Genomic DNA, 18,427 nt, shown 5'->3' with positions numbered 1-18,427 from the left:
TACCAGATTGCGGGCGCATCGGCGCCCGCGATGACTTTTTGCAAAGCCGTGGAAATGATCTGCGGCCTTTCTCCAACGCCAGTGCCTGCAACAGCAGTCTGACTGGCCTGTATGGGTGAAACAGTGACGATCCAGAAAAATTGGCAAGAACTGATTCGGCCGAACAAGCTGCAGGTACAGCCCGGCAGCGATCCGACCCGTTTCGCGACCATCGTCGCCGAACCGCTCGAGCGCGGCTTCGGCCAGACGCTCGGCAACGCGCTGCGCCGCATCCTGCTGTCCTCGCTCCAGGGCGCGGCAGTGCAGTCGGTGCACATCGACGGCGTGCTGCACGAGTTCTCCTCGATCGCGGGCGTCCGTGAGGACGTCACCGACATCGTGCTCAACATCAAGGACATCTCGATCAAGATGCAGGGCGAAGGCCCCAAGCGCATGGTCGTCAAGAAGTCCGGCCCGGGCGTCGTCACCGCCGGCGACATCCAGACCGTGGGCGACGTCGTCGTGCTCAATCCCGACCTGCAGATCTGCACGCTCGACGAGGGCGCCGAGATCCGCATGGAGTTCACGGTCGCAACCGGCAAGGGCTACGTTCCCGCCGAGCGCAACCGCCCCGAGGACGCACCGATCGGCCTGATCCCGGTCGATAGCCTGTACTCGCCGGTCCGCAAGGTCTCCTACAAGGTCGAGAACACCCGCGAGGGCCAGATCCTCGACTACGACAAGCTGACCATGACGATCGAGACCAACGGCGCGCTGACGCCTGATGATTCCGTCGCCTACGCTGCGCGCATCCTGCAAGATCAGCTCAACGTGTTCGTCAACTTCGAAGAGCCGCGCAAGGAAGTCGCCCAAGAGATCATCCCGGACCTCGCCTTCAACCCGGCCTTCCTCAAGAAGGTGGACGAGCTCGAGCTGTCGGTGCGTTCGGCCAACTGCTTGAAGAACGACAACATCGTCTACATCGGCGACCTCGTGCAGAAGTCCGAAGCCGAAATGCTCCGCACTCCGAACTTCGGCCGCAAGTCGCTGAACGAGATCAAGGAAGTGTTGGCCCAGATGGGTCTGCACCTCGGCATGGAAGTGCCGGGCTGGCCGCCGGAGAACATCGACGAGCTCGCCAAGCGCTTCGAGGATCACTACTGATCCGAACGACGACAGGCTGAGGCGCGAATTCATCGCGCCTTAGCGGGCGAACGCAGGCAGCCCACCTGAGCAACTGGTCCGACGAACCGTCGCGACGAATGAAATTCAAGGAATAGATAAATGCGTCACGGCAAGGTTCATCGTAAGCTCAACCGCACCGCCGAGCATCGCCGCGCGATGTTCGCCAACATGTGCGCCGCGCTGATCAAGCACGAGCAGATCGTCACCACGCTGCCGAAGGCGAAGGAATTGCGTCCGATCGTCGAGAAGCTGATTACCCTCGGCAAGAAGGGCGGGCTGGCCATGCGCCGCCAGGCCATCTCCGAAATGCGCGACAAGGATCAGGTCAGGAAGCTGTTTGACACCCTCGCGCCCCGCTACAAGGATCGCCAGGGTGGCTACACCCGCATCATCAAGGCCGGCTTCCGCTACGGCGACAACGCCCCGATGGCCGTGATCGAGTTCGTCGACCGCGACGTCGATGCCAAGGGCCAGGACTCCGGTCCGGTGCAGGAGAAGGAAGCCGAGGCGGCGTAAGCCGACCGGCAGAGAGTTTTCAGAAAGCGGCGCCTTCGGGCGCCGCTTTTTTATTGGCCGTCCTCGTTGGTTGCGTCCTGCTCTCACGCGTCGGTGAGTGCCGATTGCTATCGTGCCGGCAGCGCCCAATATCTCCGCCAGCATCAACGGAGATCACGCATGAACATCGACCTTTCCGGAAAGACCGCCCTCGTGACCGGCTCGACCGCTGGTATCGGCCACGCCATCGCCAAGGGCCTTGCCGGCTCGGGTGCGAGCGTCGTGATCAACGGACGCGGCCAGGACAAGGTCGATGCCGCCGTGCGCAAGCTGGAAGGTGTGGGCGGGAAGGTCCGCGGCATCGCTGCCGATGTCTCGACCGCTGCCGGCTGCAAGGCGCTGGCCGCGGCGCTGCCAGACGTCGATATCCTCATCAACAATGCCGGCATCTTCGAGCCGAAGGACTTTTTCGACATTCCGGACGAGGACTGGAGCCGCTTCTTCGAGGTCAACGTCATGAGCGGCGTGCGTCTCTCGCGCGCGTATATGAAGGGCATGCTCAAGCGCAACTGGGGCCGCATCGTCTTCATCTCCTCGGAGTCCGGGCTCAACATTCCCGTCGAGATGATCCACTATGGAATGAGCAAGACGGCGCAGCTCTCGGTCGCGCGGGGCCTGGCGCAGCTCACCCGCGGCACCGGCGTCACCGTCAATTCCGTGCTGCCGGGCCCGACAATGTCGGAGGGCGTCGAGACGTTCGTGAAGGATCTTGCCAAGCAGAACGGCCAGTCGGTCGATGAGGCCGCGGCCAATTTCGTCAAGCAGCATCGCCCGAGCTCGCTGATCCAGCGCTTCGCCAGCGTCGACGAGATCGCCAACATGGTGGTCTATGTCGCCTCGAAGGAAGCGTCCGCGACCAACGGTGCGGCGCTGCGTGCCGAGGGCGGCATCGTCAACACGATTGCCTGAGGCCTGCGCATGCCGGCCTACGTGATCTCCGAGGTCGAGGTGCGCGACAGAGCCGCGATGGAAGCCTATCGCACGTTGGCCGCGGCAACCATCGCGCAATATGGCGGCCGCTATCTCGTGCGTGGCGGCGCCACTGAGGTGGTGGAGGGCGGCCCGCCGCCCAAGACCATCATCATCGTGGAGTTCCCATCGATGGCGCGGGCGCAGGAATGGTACGCGTCAGTGGAATATGCCGAAGCGCTAAAGCTGCGGCAAACGGCGCTGGAGCGACGGTTGATGTTCGTCGAAGGCGTGGTTCCAGTCTAGCTGGTCTGCTCGCTTGCCCCTTCAATTCGCGACGTGACCGGCTAAAACGGCTCATGCTCTGGCCCCTGTCGACCCGCCATAAACGCCTGTTCAGGCTGACATCCGCGCGATGGCAGCGGCGGGCGATCTTCGTGCTCGGTGGGATCGGGGTTGGCGCCGCGGCGGTGGTGCTGGCCCAGCTCGCCGATCTCGCCCAGCACGCCTTTGCGCTGCTGTTGGCTCAGTCGCGCTACGTCGTACTCGCGGTGACACCTCTCGGCTTCATGCTCTCGGCCTATCTGACCACCCGGCTGTTCCCGAACGCACAGGGCAGCGGCATTCCCCAGGCGATCGCCGCGCGGCATCTGACCGACCAGGCGGCGCGCGAGAGCCTGGTCTCGATCCGAATCGCGATCGGAAAAGTGATCCTCACCTTGTTCGGCCTGCTATGCGGCGGCTCCGTCGGCCGGGAAGGACCGAGCGTTCAAGTCGGCGCTTCCATCATGTTCGCCCTCGGCCGCGTCTCGCCACGCCGCCAGCCCGGATTGATCCTGGCCGGCGCGGCCGCCGGCGTCGCGGCCGCCTTCAACACACCGCTGGCGGGAATCGTCTTCGGCATCGAGGAGATGAGCCGTGCTTTCGAGACACGTACCAGCAGCCTCATCATTGCGGCGGTGATCGCGGCCGGCCTGACCTCGCTCGCGCTGATGGGCAACTACGCCTATTTCGGCAGCAGTGCGATGTCGCTGGCCCCCGGCGTCGACTGGCTGGCGGTTCCGGTGTGCGGCGTGGTCGGCGGTTTGGCTGGCGGCATCTTCAGCCGTATCGTCATCATTATGGCGCGCGGCTTGGCCCATCCGTTCGGACGCGCGGTGAAGGGCCACCCTCTGTGGTTCGCGCTTGCGTGCGGATTGGCGGTCGCGATCTGCGGCCTTGTCTCCGGCGATACGATCTATGGCACAGGCTACCAGCAGGTAAAGACGGCCCTGGAGCAGGGCGGACCGCTGCCGCAGGACTTCGGCATCCTCAAGCTTCTCGCCACCACCTTCGCGGCAATCAGTGGCATACCCGGCGGAATTTTTTCGCCGTCACTCGCCGTTGGAGCCGGCCTCGGCAGCAATATCGCGTCCTTCTTCCACGACGCTCCGGTCGGCGCGATCATGCTGCTTGGCATGGTGTCGTATTTTGCAGGTGTAGTGCAGGCGCCGATCACCGCTTTTGTCATCGTGACCGAGATGACCGACAACCACGCCATGGTGGTGCCGTTGATGGCCGCCGCCCTGATTGCACATGCCACATCGCGGATGATCTGCGAGGAAGGGATCTACCACGCGCTCGCCAAGGGCTTTATCGAGCGGGCGACGCGTCCGCCGGAGACGAATGCGGCGCCCGGTTCGAGCTAGGACCTACCACCCCTCCAGCACGATCTTGCCGCGCGACTTGCCACTCTCGAGCAGTGCATGCGCGCGCTTGAGATTGATCGCGTTGATCGTGCCAAAGGTCTGGTCGAGCGTCGTGCGCAGCACGCCCTTGTCGATGAGGTCGGCGACATCGTTGAGCAGATGATGCTGCGCGATCATGTCGGCGGTCTGGAACGAGGAGCGCGTGAACATCGATTCCCAGTGCACCGAGATCGCCTTGCCCTTGAACGCGCTCACGGTGAATTCCGGGGGATCGTCGATCAGGCCGAACTTGCCCTGCGGTGCCATGAATTCGGCGATGCTCTTGTAGTGCTGGTCGGTGAAGGTGAGGCTCGCCACCAGCGCGACCGGCGGCAGCTTGAGCTTCTCGATCTGCTCCTTCATCGGCTTGCCGTGGTCGATCACCGCATGCGCGCCGAGATCGAGGCACCATTTTTGCGACTCCGGTCGCGTCGCGGTCGCGACAACCGTAAGGCCGGTGAGGCGGCGTGCAAGCTGGATCAGGATGGAGCCGACACCGCCGGCGCCGCCCGTGATCAAGAGCGTGCGCGGATCAACACTCTTGCCGGGCACCGCACCGAGCCGATCGAATAACAGCTCCCAGGCGGTGATGGAGGTGAGGGGTAGGGCGGCGGCCTGCGCAAACGACAGGCTCTTCGGCTTGTTGCCGACGATGCGCTCGTCGACGAGATGGAATTCGGAATTGGTACCCTGGCGCAGGATCGAGCCGGCGTAAAACACCTCATCGCCCGGCTTGAACAGCGTGACGTCCGGACCGACGGCGTCGACCACGCCGGCCGCGTCATAGCCCAGAATCTTCGTCTCGCCCTCTGGCGGGGCTGCGCGCTTGCGCACCTTGTAATCGACCGGATTGGCCGAGATCGCCTTCACGGCCACGCGGATATCACGGCCCTTCGGTTCGGGCTTTGCGGTCTCGAAATCGATCAGCGCGTCCTGATCCTCGATCGGAAGCGACTTCCTGTAGCCGACGGCCTTCATGGCGTGTCTCCTTCAGATAGCGTTGCAGATGCTGGGTCCCGGGTTCGCATTTTGGCGCCCCGGGACGACAGGCGAGACCTAGAACGCGAACTGCGTCCGCATCGCGACCGCATCGAATTTCGAGCCGACATCGGCGGTCGAGACCGGCGAGGCCTGCCTCGACACCGTGCCATGCAGATAGTCCAGCATGAAACGGACGTTGCCGTTGACGTACCAGTTCAGCGCCGCCGTGTAGACGGTCTGCCGGCCGCCTGCGACGCCGGTGGCGGTTCCGAGCTGATCGTTGAGGTCGACCGTGGAGAACCGTCCCGCGATTTCCCACGCGCCCCAGCCACCGCCCTCGAGCGAGAACGGGTGCGCTGGCTTAACGCCGCCATAGGCCGCATTCGCCGCATTGTAACTGCGGCTCTCGCCCGTCAGCACGTAGCCGGCCTGCGCGTAGCCGCCCTGGAATTTGAGGCTCGGCGCACCCAGCGGCGGCAGGCCGGTATTGGCGCTGCGATCGATGTTGTACCAGAAATACTCGCCTTGCAGGATCAGCGGTCCATAGGTGGCGGCCGCTTCGACGCTGTAGACCTGCGCGCCGGAGGCATTGGCGATTGCGCTGGTCGTAGCCAGTGCCGTGGGATCGATGCGCAGTTCCGGACGATCGCTCAGCGTCACCGTCTGTGCACCCGTCACCAGATTGCGCGTCGGCTGGATCAGCCATTCGGCATTGCCGCCGAGATGGACTGAGTAGTCTTTGCCGCTGACGACCTGGCCGGCGACACGGGCGACCGCGCCGTATTGTTCCGTGGTGCCGTTCGGCGCAACGCTCGAGGCTGAGTGGATCGCACCGGTAGCGGGACCGGTAACATAGCCGCCCGCCCAGAACACGTCGTTGTACCAGCGCGTGCCGACAGCCGAGCGGAAGTCGCCTGCGGCGATGCTGGTGGCAACGATGCCCGCCGAGGCGCGCTCCATGAACATGATGTCGTTGGAGCTCGTGGCCTCATCGAGCGTGTAGGGCAGGTCCATGATGCCGCCTTCGATGGCCATCTTGCCGCCGAATGGCTTCAAGCCGGTGTAGCTGAGATAGGCGTTCTCGACGCCGGAGACGCCGCCGCCGGGCAGCGAACCCGGAGCTGCGCCGCCAAATCCGTCGGAGGAGCCGCCGAAGTCGTAGATCAGCGCGAAATTCCAGTCATTGAAGAACTTGCCGGCGAGACCGATGCGCGCGCGGCGGACGTTCTCGCCGCTGTCGAGCTTTTGCGGCACGGTCGCCCCCGTGTTGGGCCGATAGTCATAGCCGCCGACATCCCAATGCACGCGGCCTGTGATTCCGACGCAGTTTGCTCCATCGGCAGTGCAGATAGTGGGCCGGTTGTTCGGCATCGTCACGACGACGCCGGATGCGGGCGCTGGTCCCTTGAGCGGGATCGCCGCGTTGGCGTTGGCGACGACGGCCTTCGCTTCGGACCGCGCTTCGGCTTTCGCCTCCGCCTTCGCCTCAAGCCTGGCCTTCGCCGTCGCCGCGGTATTCGCGGCGGTCTGGCTCTGGAGCTTGTCGAGCTTCTGCTCCAGCATCTTCAACTGCTGCTTCAGGAGCGCGATCTCCTGGTCGCTGCTGCTCGCCGATTGGGCCTGGGCCTGCGAAGCTGCCAGTGCGGCGGCGAGACCAATCGCCGTGGCTGCAATTCTTGTCCTGCTCACGTCATGACTCCATCGTTTGACGAACTTCCCCAAGTCGCTGGCGGAGAGCCTAGGTGTGATCGATGACTGCCCCGCGACGCTGCGCCCGGTTGCGCGGTTCCCACTGGTGTAAATTCGCCGCAACCGAATCCGCCTTGCACCACCATGCAAGATGACGCACATCATGCCAATCCACAGCCCCGGCAAATTGCCATTTCGCACGCACAGCTTGCAGGCCGGACACACCAAAAAGGGGGGCGAATATGGCGCCGGGCGCCCTTCTATTGGGGGGCGAACGCGCCTATATTCCGGCGTCTTTTCCAAGAGGTAGGAATGTTTCGATCGACCTGGACCGCCGTCGTCACGGCACTGTGCATAGCCTTTTCGGCCAACTTCAATCCGGCCGCCGCGCAGGACCGCCGAGTGCCGTCCTCGCCCGCCGAACTGCGGCTGTCCTATGCGCCGATCGTGCAGCGGGTGCAGCCGGCGGTCGTCAACGTCTATGCCGCCAAGGTGGTGCAGAACCGCAACCCGCTGCTCGACGACCCGATCTTCCGCCGCTTCTTCGGCGTGCCTGGCCAGCAGCAGGAGCAGGTGCAGCGCTCGCTCGGTTCGGGCGTGATCGTCGATGCGTCCGGGCTCGTCGTCACCAACGTCCATGTCATCGAAGGCGCCGACCAGGTCAAGGTGTCGCTGTCGGACAAGCGTGAGTTCGAGGCCGAGATCGTGCTGAAGGACTCTCGCAGCGATCTCGCGGTGCTGCGTCTGAAGGACACCAAGGAGAAGTTTCCGGCTCTCGAATTCACCAATTCGGACGAGCTGCTGGTCGGCGACGTCGTGATGGCGATCGGCAATCCCTTCGGCGTCGGCCAGACCGTGACTCACGGCATCATCTCGGCCTTGGCGCGCACGCAGGTCGGTATCACCGACTACCAGTTCTTCATCCAGACCGACGCGGCGATCAATCCCGGCAATTCCGGCGGCGCGTTGGTCGACATGAACGGCAGGCTCGCGGGCATCAACACCGCGATCTATTCGCGCTCCGGCGGCTCGCAGGGCATCGGCTTCGCCATCCCCGCCAACATGGTGCGCGTCGTCGTCGCCTCCGCCAAGGGCGGGGGCAAGGCGGTGAAGCGGCCCTGGTTAGGGGCGAAATTGCAGGCGGTGACGCCGGAGATCGCCGAGAGCCTCGGGCTGCGTTCGCCGACCGGTGCGCTGGTCGCAAGCGTCGTTCCGAACGGACCGGCGGCGAAGGCCGGGCTGAAATCCTCCGACCTGATCGTCTCGATCGACGGCCAGACCGTGGATGATCCCAACGCCTTCGACTATCGTTTCGCCACACGGCCGCTCGGCGGCACGGCGCAGATCGACGTGCAGCGCGGCGGCAAGCCGATTAAGCTGACGGTGGCGCTGGACGCCGCGCCCGATGCCGGCCGCAACGAGCTCGTCATTATCGCGCGCTCGCCTCTCCAAGGCGCGAAGGTCTCGACCATCACCCCGGCGCTCGCCGACGAGCTGCATTTGGATGCCGACACCGAAGGCGTCGTGGTCACCGATCTCGGCGGCGACAGCGCGGCCGCGAATGTCGGCTTCCAGAAGGGCGACGTCATCCTGGCGGTCAACAACCAAAAGATCAGCAAGACCAGCGATCTCGAAAAGGCGGCGGCCGAGCGCCAGCGCATCTGGCGCATCACGCTGGTGCGCGGCGGCCAGCAGATCAACGTCACGCTGGGCGGATGAGTCCGAAACGACCACAGGAGACGCCAACTCTCTTCGCCGCGGCGGGGCTCGATCACGAGGCTCCGCATCCGCTGCCGGATCGGCTGCGGCCGCGCGCGCTCTCGGAGGTCGTCGGCCAGGATCACATCCTGGGTCCCGACGGCGCGCTGACGCGCATGCTGGAGACGCGCACGCTGGGCTCGCTGGTGTTCTGGGGCCCGCCCGGCACCGGCAAGACCACGGTGGCGCGGCTGCTCGCGGACGCCACCGATCTGCATTTCGAGCAGATCTCCGCGGTGTTCTCCGGCGTCGCCGATTTGAAGAAGGCCTTTGAGGCGGCGCGTGCACGCCGCGAGATGGGCAAGGGCACGCTGCTGTTCGTCGACGAGGTGCATCGCTTCAACCGCGCCCAGCAGGATTCGTTTCTGCCCGTCATGGAAGATGGCACAGTGGTGATGGTCGGCGCTACCACCGAAAATCCGTCATTCGAGCTCAACGCGGCGCTTCTGTCCCGGGCGCGCGTGCTGGTGTTTCGCTCGCTCGACGCGGCCGCGATCGAAAAGCTGTTTGCGCATGCCGAGGAGGTCGAGGGCCGCAAGCTGCCCCTCGACGAGGAAGCGCGCGCCGTGCTGGTGCGCATGGCCGATGGCGACGGCCGCGCGTCGCTGACGCTCGTCGAGGAAGTCTGGCGCGCCGCGCGCAAGGACGAGATTTTCGACGCCGCGCAGTTGCAGGAGATTTTGCAGCGCCGCGCGCCGATCTACGACAAGTCGGCCGACGGCCATTACAATTTGATCTCGGCGCTGCATAAGTCGGTGCGGGGCTCCGATCCCGATGCCGCGCTGTATTATCTCGCGCGCATGCTCGATGCCGGCGAGGATCCGCTGTTTCTGGCCCGCCGCGTCGTGCGCATGGCTGTCGAGGATATCGGGCTTGCCGATCCGCAGGCGCTGGTCATCGCCAACGCCGCCAAGGATGCCTTCGACTTCCTCGGTCATCCCGAGGGCGAGCTCGCGATCGCGCAGGCGGTGGTCTATCTCGCCACCGCACCGAAATCGAATGCCGTCTACACCGCCTTCGGCAAGGCGATGCAGGTCGCAAAGCAGGCCGGCTCGCTGCTGCCGCCGAAACACATCCTCAACTCGCCGACCAAGCTGATGAAGTCGGAAGGCTACGGCGCATCTTACGAATACGACCATGACGCCCCCGACGCCTTCTCCGGCCAGGATTACTTCCCGGATGCGCTGGGCCGCCAGACCTTTTACGACCCGCCCGACCGCGGGTTCGAGCGGGAGATCAGGAAGCGGCTGGATTATTGGGCGAAGTTGCGGAAGGAGCGGGGTGGGGCCTAACCCTTTCGGGCTTGCTGCAGGGTTCAATTTACGGTTTACGTAACGCGTAATTCACGCTAGTCCGGCCAAGAAATCGCCATGCCCCGCACGCCCATACATCCCGGTGAACACCTTGCCGAAGAACTGCGACAACTCGGCATCTCCGCCGCAGAACTCGCGCGTCAGGTCGATGTACCCGTGAACCGGATCACCGGCATCATCAATGGACAGCGCGGAATCACGGCCGATACGGCGTTGCGTCTTGGTCACTGGTTCGACACCAGCCCGCAGTTCTGGATGGACCTGCAGCAGCAATATGAGCTGCGCCTCGCGGAAGAAGAGGTGGGGGCGCAGGTTGCGTCGCTGCCGCGCCGCGCGACGGTGCAGTCGACACGAAAGCTTGGAAAAACCGCATGAGCCGCCGCATCAAGAGAATGAACCCGAAACCTCGCGAGCGCGACGAGCGCAAGGAGGCGCGTCCGTTCAAGGCGCGCAGCGCCAAGGCGGCGGGGCCGCGGCCTGGGGCGAAGCCAGGCGGGAAGCCGCCGCGATTTGCGGCCGAGCGCAACGAACGGCGCGCGCCCAAAGCTGTTGTGCAGGAAACGCCGGTTGCTGCAAAGCCCGTCGAGGCATTGCTGCCGACCAAGGTGCAGACCGTCAAGGTGACAGCCGACGAGAACAACATGCGCGTCGATCGCTTCCTTGAAGCGCACTTTCCCGGCCTCTCATTCTCCCACATCCAGCGCGTCGTTCGCAAAGGCGAGCTGCGCGTCGACGGCAAGCGCGTCGACAGCAAGGACCGCCTGGAGGAGGGTCAGAGCGTCCGCATTCCGCCGTTGAAGCTCGACACGCCGAAGGCACCCAACCCGCAGTCGGAGGCGGCGCAAAAGACGCTTGCCGCGCTGAAGGAGATGACGATCTATGAGGACGACGACGTTCTCGTCCTGAACAAACCGGCCGGTCTCGCCGTGCAGGGCGGCTCGGGCATGACGCGACACATCGACCAGATGCTGGAGGTGATGCGCGATTCCAAGGGCCAGAAGCCGCGCCTCGTGCATCGCATCGACAGGGAGACGTCGGGCTGTCTCCTGGTCGCCAAGACGCGCTTTGCCGCCTCGCATCTGACCGGCGCGTTCCGTTCGCGGTCGGCGCGAAAAACCTATTGGGCGCTGGTGCCGGGGCTACCGAAGCCGAAGCAGGGCCGCATCTCGACATTCCTTGCCAAGGAAGAGAGCGAGGACGACACCATCATGCGCATCGCCCAGCATGGCGACGAGGGCGCAAGCCACGCTGTGACATACTATGCGGTGGTCGAGACCGCCGGCAACAAGCTGACCTGGGTGTCGCTGAAGCCGGTGACGGGGCGCACCCACCAGCTGCGCGCCCACATGGAACATATCGGCCACCCCATCGTCGGCGATCCCAAATATTTCAACATCGAGAACTGGCAGCTGCCGGGCGGCCTGCAAAACCGGCTGCACCTGCTGGCACGCCGCATCGTCATCCCGCATCCGCGCGGCGGCTTCATCGATGCCACCGCGCCGCTGCCGCAGCACATGCAGCAGTCGTGGAACCTGCTCGGACTCGACGCAAGCCGGTTTGATCCGATCGAGAACGCGCCTGAAGAGTAGTTGAACGGGGGCGGTTGAAGGGTTGGTGACTGGGCAGGGACCGAAACAAGATGCGCGAATTGTTCGATGAAGCTGCGGGGCGATCCCCGCTCGATCCGCAGGAGTTGGTCCGCCAGGCCACGCGCGTGCCGTTGCGCAAGCGTTTCTACAAGGAGGCAGGGGTAACCGAGGCCGAGGACGGCTTCGCCATCACCCTCGATGGCAAGGCGATCCGAACGCCCTCCGGGCGCCAGGTGGTGATCCCCTCGCGCGCGCTGGCCGACGCAGTGGCTGCCGAGTGGGCGGATCAGAACGAGACGATCAAGCCCATGACCATGCCGCTGACGCGGATCGCCAACAGCGTGGTCGAGGGCGTCGTCGACCGCGTCGATCTGGTCACGGACGACCTCGCAAAATACCTCCAGTCCGATCTGCTGTTTTATCGCGCCGGCCATCCCGAGGGACTTGTCGCCCGGGAGGCCGCGCATTGGGACCCCGTGCTGTTCTGGGCCGCGGAGACGCTCGGCGCGCATTTCATCCTGTCCGAAGGCGTCATGCATGTTACGCAGCCGGAGGAGGCGCTCCAGGCCGCGCGTGCGGCGCTGCCGGGGGATGCCTGGTCGGTCGCCGCGCTCCACGTGATCACCACGCTCACCGGCTCGGCCCTGCTGGCGCTGGCACTAGCCCATGGCGTACGCGACGCCGATCAGGTCTGGGCGGCGGCTTATGTCGACGAGGACTGGAATGCCGAGAAATGGGGCGTGGACGAGGAGGCGGCGGGCCGCCGCGCAGCCCGCCTGCGGGATTTCGAGGCTGCCGTGGCGGTTTTGGCCGCTGTGAAGCCGCCTGCGGCCAAAGGTCCTTAACGAGAGGTTTACGACGCAGGCGTTAGGGTGGCCCGTGCTCCAGGGCCCCTCGCGATGCCGACGCCGATAAGCTCGATTCTTCCCGTCAGTGCCGCCAGCCCTGTTGCTGACGCGGCGACGCCCGATCTTGTGCTGCAGGCCGGCAGCGTGGTCGACGCCAGAGTGGTCAGCGTGCTCGCCGATAATCTGGTGCGGATCGCGATCGCCAACCTCTCGATGGATGTGATGTCCGAGGTGTCGCTGACACCGGGACAAAATCTCCAGCTTGCGGTGTCGCAGAACGGCGGCACCATCCGGCTCGCCGTCATGGGCGGCGCCGGCGAGGCGACCGCCGATCAGGTCACGCTGACGCCGGCTGCGGCCTCGCTGGTTGACAGCCCCTCGCTTGCTCCGTCGGCGAGCGCGGGACGCAACGTGCTGACGCCATCGGAGCAGGTCGCCGTTACCGCAGCTTCGGCCGAGGCGGTCACAAAGCAGGGCAGCCAGGCGCCGCTGTTCGCCAATCTGGCCGCGGTCGTCACCGGCAGCGATCTTCCGGCGGGGCTGAAGCAGGCGATGCTGGGCGTGCTGGCGCAGCAGACGCCGCTCAACACCGGGCTCGATGGCGGCGATATCGAATCCGCCTTCCAGAAGTCCGGGCTGCTCCTCGAGGCCTCGCTCGCCGCAGGCGTGACGCCGTCCTCCGGAACGATGCCGGATTTGAAAGCCGCGCTGCTGGTGCTGCGGCAGACTCTGACAACGCTCGAGACGGCGCCACAGGCGCAAGGTGCCGCCCTTCCAGCTGATACCGTGGCGGCACCGCAGGTCGCTGTCGCGCAGACGCAGGCTGCACAGGCCGCATTGACCGCAACCGAACCTGAGATCGCCCAATCACCGCAAATGCCGCGCAGCGCCAATCTCGTAGCCTCTGTGTTGGCGGACATCGCTGGCGGTGCGCCGCAGGCCTCGATGCCGCGGACCATGACCGCAGGCCTTGCCGCCAGTCTCCTGCAAGAGATCACGCAAAACCTGCCGCGCATGATGGGGAACGTGCCGGGCTCGAACAAGGCCGTGCCCGACGGACATATTTTCGAGGCCGCCGCGCGCGCGACGCCACCACCGGTTCGCGGCGCGCTGCCGTCGCCGCAATCCATCGCCTCGCCGTCACTCGTACCGGATACGCCGCTCGCTGCCACCGTGCATCGCCTGCTCGACGACACCGATGCAGCGATCGCGCGCCAGACCTTGCTGCAGGTTGCTTCGCTCCCCGATCGCACCGACGCCGGCGGTCACAGGATCGATCCGACCGTGCCGCAGTGGAATTTCGAGATTCCATTCGCAACGCCGCAGGGCACGGCAATGGCGCAGTTCGAGATCTCGCGCGACGGCGGCAATGAATCCGCCGATCCCGCCAAGCGCGCCTGGCGCGCGCGCTTCACGCTCAATGTCGAGCCGGCCGGCCCCGTGCACGCTTTGATTACTCTGAACGGTGACAAGACCTTCGTGCGGATGTGGGCGGAGCGGCCGGCGACCGCACAGCAGCTCCGCGCCGGAATCGGCGAGCTCAACCAGGCCCTGACCAGGGCCGAGCTCAAGCCCGGCGACATCCTGGTCCGCGATGGCACCCCGCCGCAGCCCACACCGGCCCGTGCCGGCCACTTCCTGGATCGCGCCACATGAGCGACCCGTCGAAGCTTGCGATTGCGCTCCATTACGAGAAGGGCAGCAACGCGCCTGTCGTCGTCGCCAAGGGCAAGGGCACGATCGGCGAAAAAATCGTCGAGATCGCCAAGGCCAACGACATCCCGATCGAGGAGAACGAGATCCTGGCCGGCGCGCTCTCCAAGGTCGAACTCGGCGAGGAGATCCCGCCCGACCTCTACAAGGCCGTCGCCGAAGTACTGGTGTTCGTGCTGCGGCTGTCGGGCAGGCGGTAGCTGTCATCGTTTCACCACGATAACGGCTTCATGGTCGGGTCCATTTTATCGTTCAACGGACATCGCTCTTGCTCACCCGCCGTTCGACTCTCGGTCTTCTCGCCGCAGCCGCGATCCTGCCATCGCGCGCACTCGCTCACGTCGCGCCGCCGCGCAACGAGATCCGTGACAGCCTTGCAAAGCGCTTCACCGACCTCAACACGGCCGGGACGTTCGTCGGCTACAAGGTCGAGGACTATCTGATCGTCGCCAGCGACAAGGAACGTTCGGGCGAGGCGAAGCTGCCGGCTTCGACCTTCAAGATTCCGAACTCGCTGATCGCGCTCGAAACTGGCGTCGTCACTGACCCCGACAAGGACGTATTTCCCTGGGATGGCGTGAAGCGTCCGATCGAGGCCTGGAACAAGGACCACACGCTGCGCAGCGCGATTCTCGTGAGCGCGGTGCCGGTCTATCAGGAGATCGCGCGCCGGATCGGGCAAGAGCGCATGCAGAAATACGTCGATCTGTTCGACTACGGCAATCGCGACATCGGCGGCGGCATCGACCAATTCTGGCTCACCGGCGCCTTGCGCATCGATCCGGTCGAGCAGGTCGATTTCGTCGACCGGCTGCGCCGTCGCGCGCTGCCGATCTCGAAACGCAGCCAGGATCTCGTCGCTGACATCCTGCCGGTGACCAAGGTCGGCGATAGCGTCATTCGCGCCAAGTCCGGGCTGCTTGGTGCAGAGCGCGGCGAGCCGTCGCTTGGCTGGATGGTGGGCTGGGCCGAGAAGGGCGAAGCGCACACCGTGTTCGCGCTCAATATGGACTGCAAGGAGCCGCGTCTGGTCGGTGAGCGCATGCCGCTGACGCAAGCCTGCCTTGCCGAGATCGGCGCGATCTAGCGCTACCGCGCGAGCGCCGCTCGACTAGCATCCTCCGGGTCAAGAAAAAACCGGGAGGACACAACATGAACTCAACGCCGCTCTGGCTGTCGTCGCTGACGCTTGCTGCCGCGGGCGGCTGGCTCGCCGCTACGATGTTTGCCGCTCCCGCCACCAGCAGGGAGCCGCGCTTTCCGCAGCTCACGATGGACCAGCTCGACGCCAAGCAGAAGCCGCTCGGCGAGCAGATCATGAAGGTCTCGAGCGTGGGCATCGGCGGGCCCTACAATCCGATGATCCGCAGCCCGGTGCTCGGCCAGCGTCTGTTTGACCTGTTCCACTATCTGCGCTGGGAGACCTCGGTCCCGACAAAACTCAACGAGTTCGCGATCCTGATCATCGGGCGGCAATGGCGCTCGCAGGTCGAATGGTACGCCCATGCGCCGCTCGCGGCGAAGGCGGGCCTGTCGCCCGACGTCATCGCGGAGCTGATGGCCAATAAGCGGCCTGCGAACATGGCCGAGGACGAGGCCGTGGTCTACGATTTCGTCACCGAGCTCACCACGACCAGGAAGGTTTCTGACGAGACCTACGCGCGGGCGAAGAAGGCGTTTAACGACCAGCAGATCGTCGACCTCACTGCGGTCGCCGGCAATTACGTGATGGTCGCGATGCTGCTGGCAATGGCGGAGGAGACCGTGCCGCCGGACAAGCAGGAGCCGTTCAAGCCGGGCGAGCCGTAGCCTCCGTCATTGCGAGGAGCGAAGCGACGAAGCAATCCAGACTGCCTCCGCGGCGAGATTCTGGATTGCTTCGCTTCGCTCGCAATGACGGAGTATGTGGCGCCGACGCCGGCTCCCAAGGTCGAGTTGCTTCTCAACTCAGTTTGAACAGCACCTGCAAAAACTCCTCCACGGCCTTGCGCGACTCCACGGCCGTGGCGGGATTACCGCCGACATGTGGATTGAGCTCGACGCAAGCGTCCTGGTACGTGAACGGCGCTTTCGTATCGGCGTTCATCAGCACGCCGCCATCGCCTTCGCGGATCTGGCAGTTGCGCACCGTCTGCGCGCCCGTGGACACGGTGACCGTATTGACGCCGAGCAGCCCACTGTCAAAACCATGCGCGCTGTCGGGGTATTCGGTCAGCACCACGTCGCGGCCGGCCGTCTTGAGCCGCTCAACGAAAGCCTTGCAGCTCTTGACGGGATTGTAGTCGTCGGGCGTGCCGTGAAAGATGCGGATCGGGCGCACGGCGACGTCCGTGTCGTTCTGATAGGTCGTCGAGCAGTCGGGGTAGAACGGAATGTAGGCGGCGAACTGGATGCCGGACTTGTTCCAGAGCTTGTGGAAGCGCTCGAGGCTCGCATAGAGCGTCGCCTGTCCGCCGCGTGAAAAGCCCATCAGCACGATGCGATCAGGATCGACGCGGGGATGTTTTGCGAGGATCTCCAGCGAGCGGTAGATGTCGATGACGAGGTTGAGCCGGCCGAGCAGAGCCTGGTTCGGCCCCACCACCGTCAGCCCGCGGCCGGTAAAGCCGTCGATCACGAAGGTCGAGATGCCCATGGCGTTGAACGCGTGCACCCAGGCTTCGGTGGTGGTGCCGACGCCGCTCGAGCCGTGCATCAGCACCACGACGGGGAGTTTTCCGCTGCCTTGCGCCACGCGGAGTTCGCCTGCGACCGTCACCGGCTTGCCGGCCGCGGCGTCGCCGCTCAGGAATTGCTGGTCGGAGAGGGTGAGCGAGGGGATCGGGTAGATCTCGGCGCGGGTGGCGACTTCCCTGGGAAGCGATTGCGCGTTGGCGCAAATGCCGACGAACAGCGTTGAAATGCAGAGCGCCATGGCGACGCGGAATGCCGTCGGCATCGGATCCTCCCCCGTGATTTTCAGTGAGTAGAACAACAGGCCTGCGCGCTGTCAAATTGACGCAAGCCGGCGGTTCGCCTCAGGCGGGATCGACCTTCTTCACCGTCAGCGCCTGGTCGATCGCAAAACCGCCAATCTCGCTCATCGCCTGCGAGATGACGTCGCCCTTGCGGGCAAAGCCGGCGGAGAGGAAATCGAACTGGGTGCGCGCCAGCCGCAGCACCTCGATCGGCACGGAGATTGCGGTCTCGTTGAAGCTGTCGACCGAGGCGTGCAGCGTTTCCAGCTCGCTTGTGAGCTGGCCAATATGGCTCTCGGCGTGCTGCATCAGGCCGAGCAGCTTGCCGCGCTCGGCATCGAATGCCGCGCGCTCGGCCGCGGCGGCCGCGGTGATTTCGGCAAGCTGGCTGCGCAGCCCGTCGATTTGCTTGACCATGGCGTCCGACGCCATCTCACCGGCCTCGCGCAGCTCGCTGTTGCGCGTGTTCTCTTCGTGCTCCCGGTGATAGAGGCGTTCCGCCGACATCGCCCGCTGCGTCAGCGACTCGATCAGCGCGGCCGCACGCAGCAGCATTTCGCCGTTCCGCCCCGACACCATGCTGGCCATGCGCCGCAGGAAGTCGGTGGTTTCGGACGACGAGTTCGGCGGCAGGGGAACGACCGTCGCGGACATGGGGTGATGCTTGCAGCCGGAAATGATGACCGCCGCCGTACCGACTGAGCTCACGCAACATTCGGCGCCTGATCGTAAACGTGAGCAAGCCTGAATCGGCAGGTCCGGTCAACCGGAGCGGGCCGCCAAATTTACGGGCAGCGCGTGGGGTCAGGTATCCTTCTGCCGGCCGATCCGGCCGAGATGGGTGAAGCCGAACCCGGCCGAATATTTCAGGCCATAGCCCAGTGCCCGGTCGAGGCCGATATGGGCGAGCCAGATCAAGGCGATGGACAGGGTGAGCGGCGAGGCGAGGCCGAAGCCGAGCGTCAGCAGCGCGACCGGCGCCATGTAGCTGTGGGCGGCGTTGTAGACCATCGCGCCGAGTTTGGCGTTCGACAGATATGCCAGGAAGCTGAGATCGGGGACGAAGAACAGCAGGGCGAACACGAGCCATGAGCCGTCCCAGGCCCAGTAGAGCATCACCATCCCCACAAACAGGGTCAGGCCCTCCAGCCGCAGCAGGATGTTGACGCCGCCCGTCGCCGCGCCGGTCTCAGCCGTTCCTTCGGTCATGCTCGTCTCCCAGGC

General features: G+C 65.1%; 19 protein-coding genes. 14 read left to right on the top strand and 5 right to left on the bottom strand.

Annotated features, from left to right (window positions below):
• Positions 1 to 111: 111 nt before the first annotated feature.
• From FXB41_RS28420 to FXB41_RS28400, 5 genes are all read left to right on the top strand, one after another.
• Positions 112 to 1,143: a DNA-directed RNA polymerase subunit alpha gene (locus tag FXB41_RS28420; protein WP_007603046.1), complete on the top strand. Its 1,032-nt coding sequence runs from the start codon at positions 112 to 114 to the stop codon at positions 1,141 to 1,143.
• A 120-nt stretch (positions 1,144 to 1,263) separates the two neighbouring features.
• Complete coding sequence (gene rplQ / locus FXB41_RS28415; protein ID WP_007603047.1) at positions 1,264 to 1,680, top strand: 50S ribosomal protein L17; 417 nt, start codon at positions 1,264 to 1,266, stop codon at positions 1,678 to 1,680.
• 159 nt (positions 1,681 to 1,839) lie between these two features.
• Complete coding sequence (locus FXB41_RS28410; RefSeq protein WP_007603048.1) at positions 1,840 to 2,628, top strand: SDR family NAD(P)-dependent oxidoreductase; 789 nt, start codon at positions 1,840 to 1,842, stop codon at positions 2,626 to 2,628.
• A 9-nt stretch (positions 2,629 to 2,637) separates the two neighbouring features.
• Positions 2,638 to 2,934, top strand: coding sequence for a DUF1330 domain-containing protein (locus tag FXB41_RS28405; protein WP_007603049.1), 297 nt, complete (start codon positions 2,638 to 2,640; stop codon positions 2,932 to 2,934).
• 53 nt (positions 2,935 to 2,987) lie between these two features.
• A complete protein-coding gene (locus FXB41_RS28400) occupies positions 2,988 to 4,316 on the top strand; it encodes a chloride channel protein (protein ID WP_007603050.1) in 1,329 nt (442 codons plus the stop codon).
• A gap of 3 nt (positions 4,317 to 4,319) precedes the next feature.
• On the opposite strand, the gene FXB41_RS28395 is transcribed toward FXB41_RS28400, so the two are convergent.
• Positions 4,320 to 5,333, bottom strand: coding sequence for a zinc-binding alcohol dehydrogenase family protein (locus FXB41_RS28395; protein ID WP_219684093.1), 1,014 nt, complete (start codon positions 5,331 to 5,333; stop codon positions 4,320 to 4,322).
• A 78-nt stretch (positions 5,334 to 5,411) separates the two neighbouring features.
• A complete protein-coding gene (locus tag FXB41_RS28390) occupies positions 5,412 to 7,025 on the bottom strand; it encodes an OprO/OprP family phosphate-selective porin (protein WP_007603052.1) in 1,614 nt (537 codons plus the stop codon).
• A 312-nt stretch (positions 7,026 to 7,337) separates the two neighbouring features.
• On the opposite strand from FXB41_RS28390, the gene FXB41_RS28385 reads away from it, so the two are divergent.
• The 9 genes from FXB41_RS28385 (at position 7,338) to FXB41_RS28345 (ending at position 16,055) form a co-directional block, all read left to right on the top strand.
• Positions 7,338 to 8,744: a DegQ family serine endoprotease gene (locus tag FXB41_RS28385; protein ID WP_219684092.1), complete on the top strand. Its 1,407-nt coding sequence runs from the start codon at positions 7,338 to 7,340 to the stop codon at positions 8,742 to 8,744.
• Positions 8,741 to 10,075, top strand: coding sequence for a replication-associated recombination protein A (locus tag FXB41_RS28380; RefSeq protein WP_007603054.1), 1,335 nt, complete (start codon positions 8,741 to 8,743; stop codon positions 10,073 to 10,075). The genes FXB41_RS28385 and FXB41_RS28380 overlap by 4 nt, the downstream gene beginning before the upstream one ends.
• 78 nt (positions 10,076 to 10,153) lie before the next feature.
• The gene (locus tag FXB41_RS28375; RefSeq protein ID WP_007603055.1) at positions 10,154 to 10,471 is read left to right on the top strand and encodes a HigA family addiction module antitoxin; all 318 of its coding nucleotides are present in this window, start codon (positions 10,154 to 10,156) and stop codon (positions 10,469 to 10,471) included.
• A complete protein-coding gene (locus FXB41_RS28370) occupies positions 10,468 to 11,685 on the top strand; it encodes an RluA family pseudouridine synthase (protein ID WP_007603056.1) in 1,218 nt (405 codons plus the stop codon). Before FXB41_RS28375 ends, FXB41_RS28370 begins: the two co-directional genes overlap by 4 nt.
• A gap of 50 nt (positions 11,686 to 11,735) precedes the next feature.
• A complete protein-coding gene (locus FXB41_RS28365) occupies positions 11,736 to 12,530 on the top strand; it encodes an ATP12 family chaperone protein (protein WP_007603057.1) in 795 nt (264 codons plus the stop codon).
• Positions 12,531 to 12,584: 54 nt separating this feature from the next.
• Positions 12,585 to 14,189 carry a flagellar hook-length control protein FliK gene (gene fliK, locus FXB41_RS28360; RefSeq protein WP_007603058.1) on the top strand — a complete coding sequence of 535 codons (1,605 nt, stop codon included), beginning with the start codon at positions 12,585 to 12,587 and terminating at the stop codon, positions 14,187 to 14,189.
• On the top strand, positions 14,186 to 14,446 hold the full coding sequence (locus tag FXB41_RS28355) for an EscU/YscU/HrcU family type III secretion system export apparatus switch protein (protein ID WP_007603059.1): 261 nt from the start codon (positions 14,186 to 14,188) through the stop codon (positions 14,444 to 14,446). The genes fliK and FXB41_RS28355 overlap by 4 nt, the downstream gene beginning before the upstream one ends.
• 68 nt (positions 14,447 to 14,514) lie before the next feature.
• Positions 14,515 to 15,333 (top strand): class D beta-lactamase, encoded by an 819-nt coding sequence (gene blaOXA / locus FXB41_RS28350; RefSeq protein WP_219684091.1) that lies wholly within the window; start codon positions 14,515 to 14,517, stop codon positions 15,331 to 15,333.
• 65 nt (positions 15,334 to 15,398) lie between these two features.
• A complete protein-coding gene (locus FXB41_RS28345) occupies positions 15,399 to 16,055 on the top strand; it encodes a carboxymuconolactone decarboxylase family protein (protein ID WP_219684090.1) in 657 nt (218 codons plus the stop codon).
• 133 nt (positions 16,056 to 16,188) lie between these two features.
• Here the strand turns inward: FXB41_RS28345 and FXB41_RS28340 are convergent, their stop codons facing one another.
• The 3 genes from FXB41_RS28340 to FXB41_RS28330 form a co-directional block, all read right to left on the bottom strand.
• Positions 16,189 to 17,184: a dienelactone hydrolase family protein gene (locus FXB41_RS28340; protein ID WP_219684088.1), complete on the bottom strand. Its 996-nt coding sequence runs from the start codon at positions 17,182 to 17,184 to the stop codon at positions 16,189 to 16,191.
• A gap of 79 nt (positions 17,185 to 17,263) precedes the next feature.
• Positions 17,264 to 17,857 (bottom strand): hypothetical protein, encoded by a 594-nt coding sequence (locus FXB41_RS28335; RefSeq protein WP_219684128.1) that lies wholly within the window; start codon positions 17,855 to 17,857, stop codon positions 17,264 to 17,266.
• Between the two features lie 150 nt (positions 17,858 to 18,007).
• Entirely contained in the window at positions 18,008 to 18,412 is a 405-nt protein-coding gene (locus tag FXB41_RS28330; protein ID WP_219684086.1) for a DUF4260 domain-containing protein, read from the bottom strand.
• Positions 18,413 to 18,427: the final 15 nt, after the last annotated feature.

The organism is Bradyrhizobium canariense, assembly GCF_019402665.1.
Taxonomy (GTDB): Bacteria; Pseudomonadota; Alphaproteobacteria; order Rhizobiales; family Xanthobacteraceae; genus Bradyrhizobium; species Bradyrhizobium canariense.
This window is presented reverse-complemented; position numbering and strand designations above follow the sequence as displayed.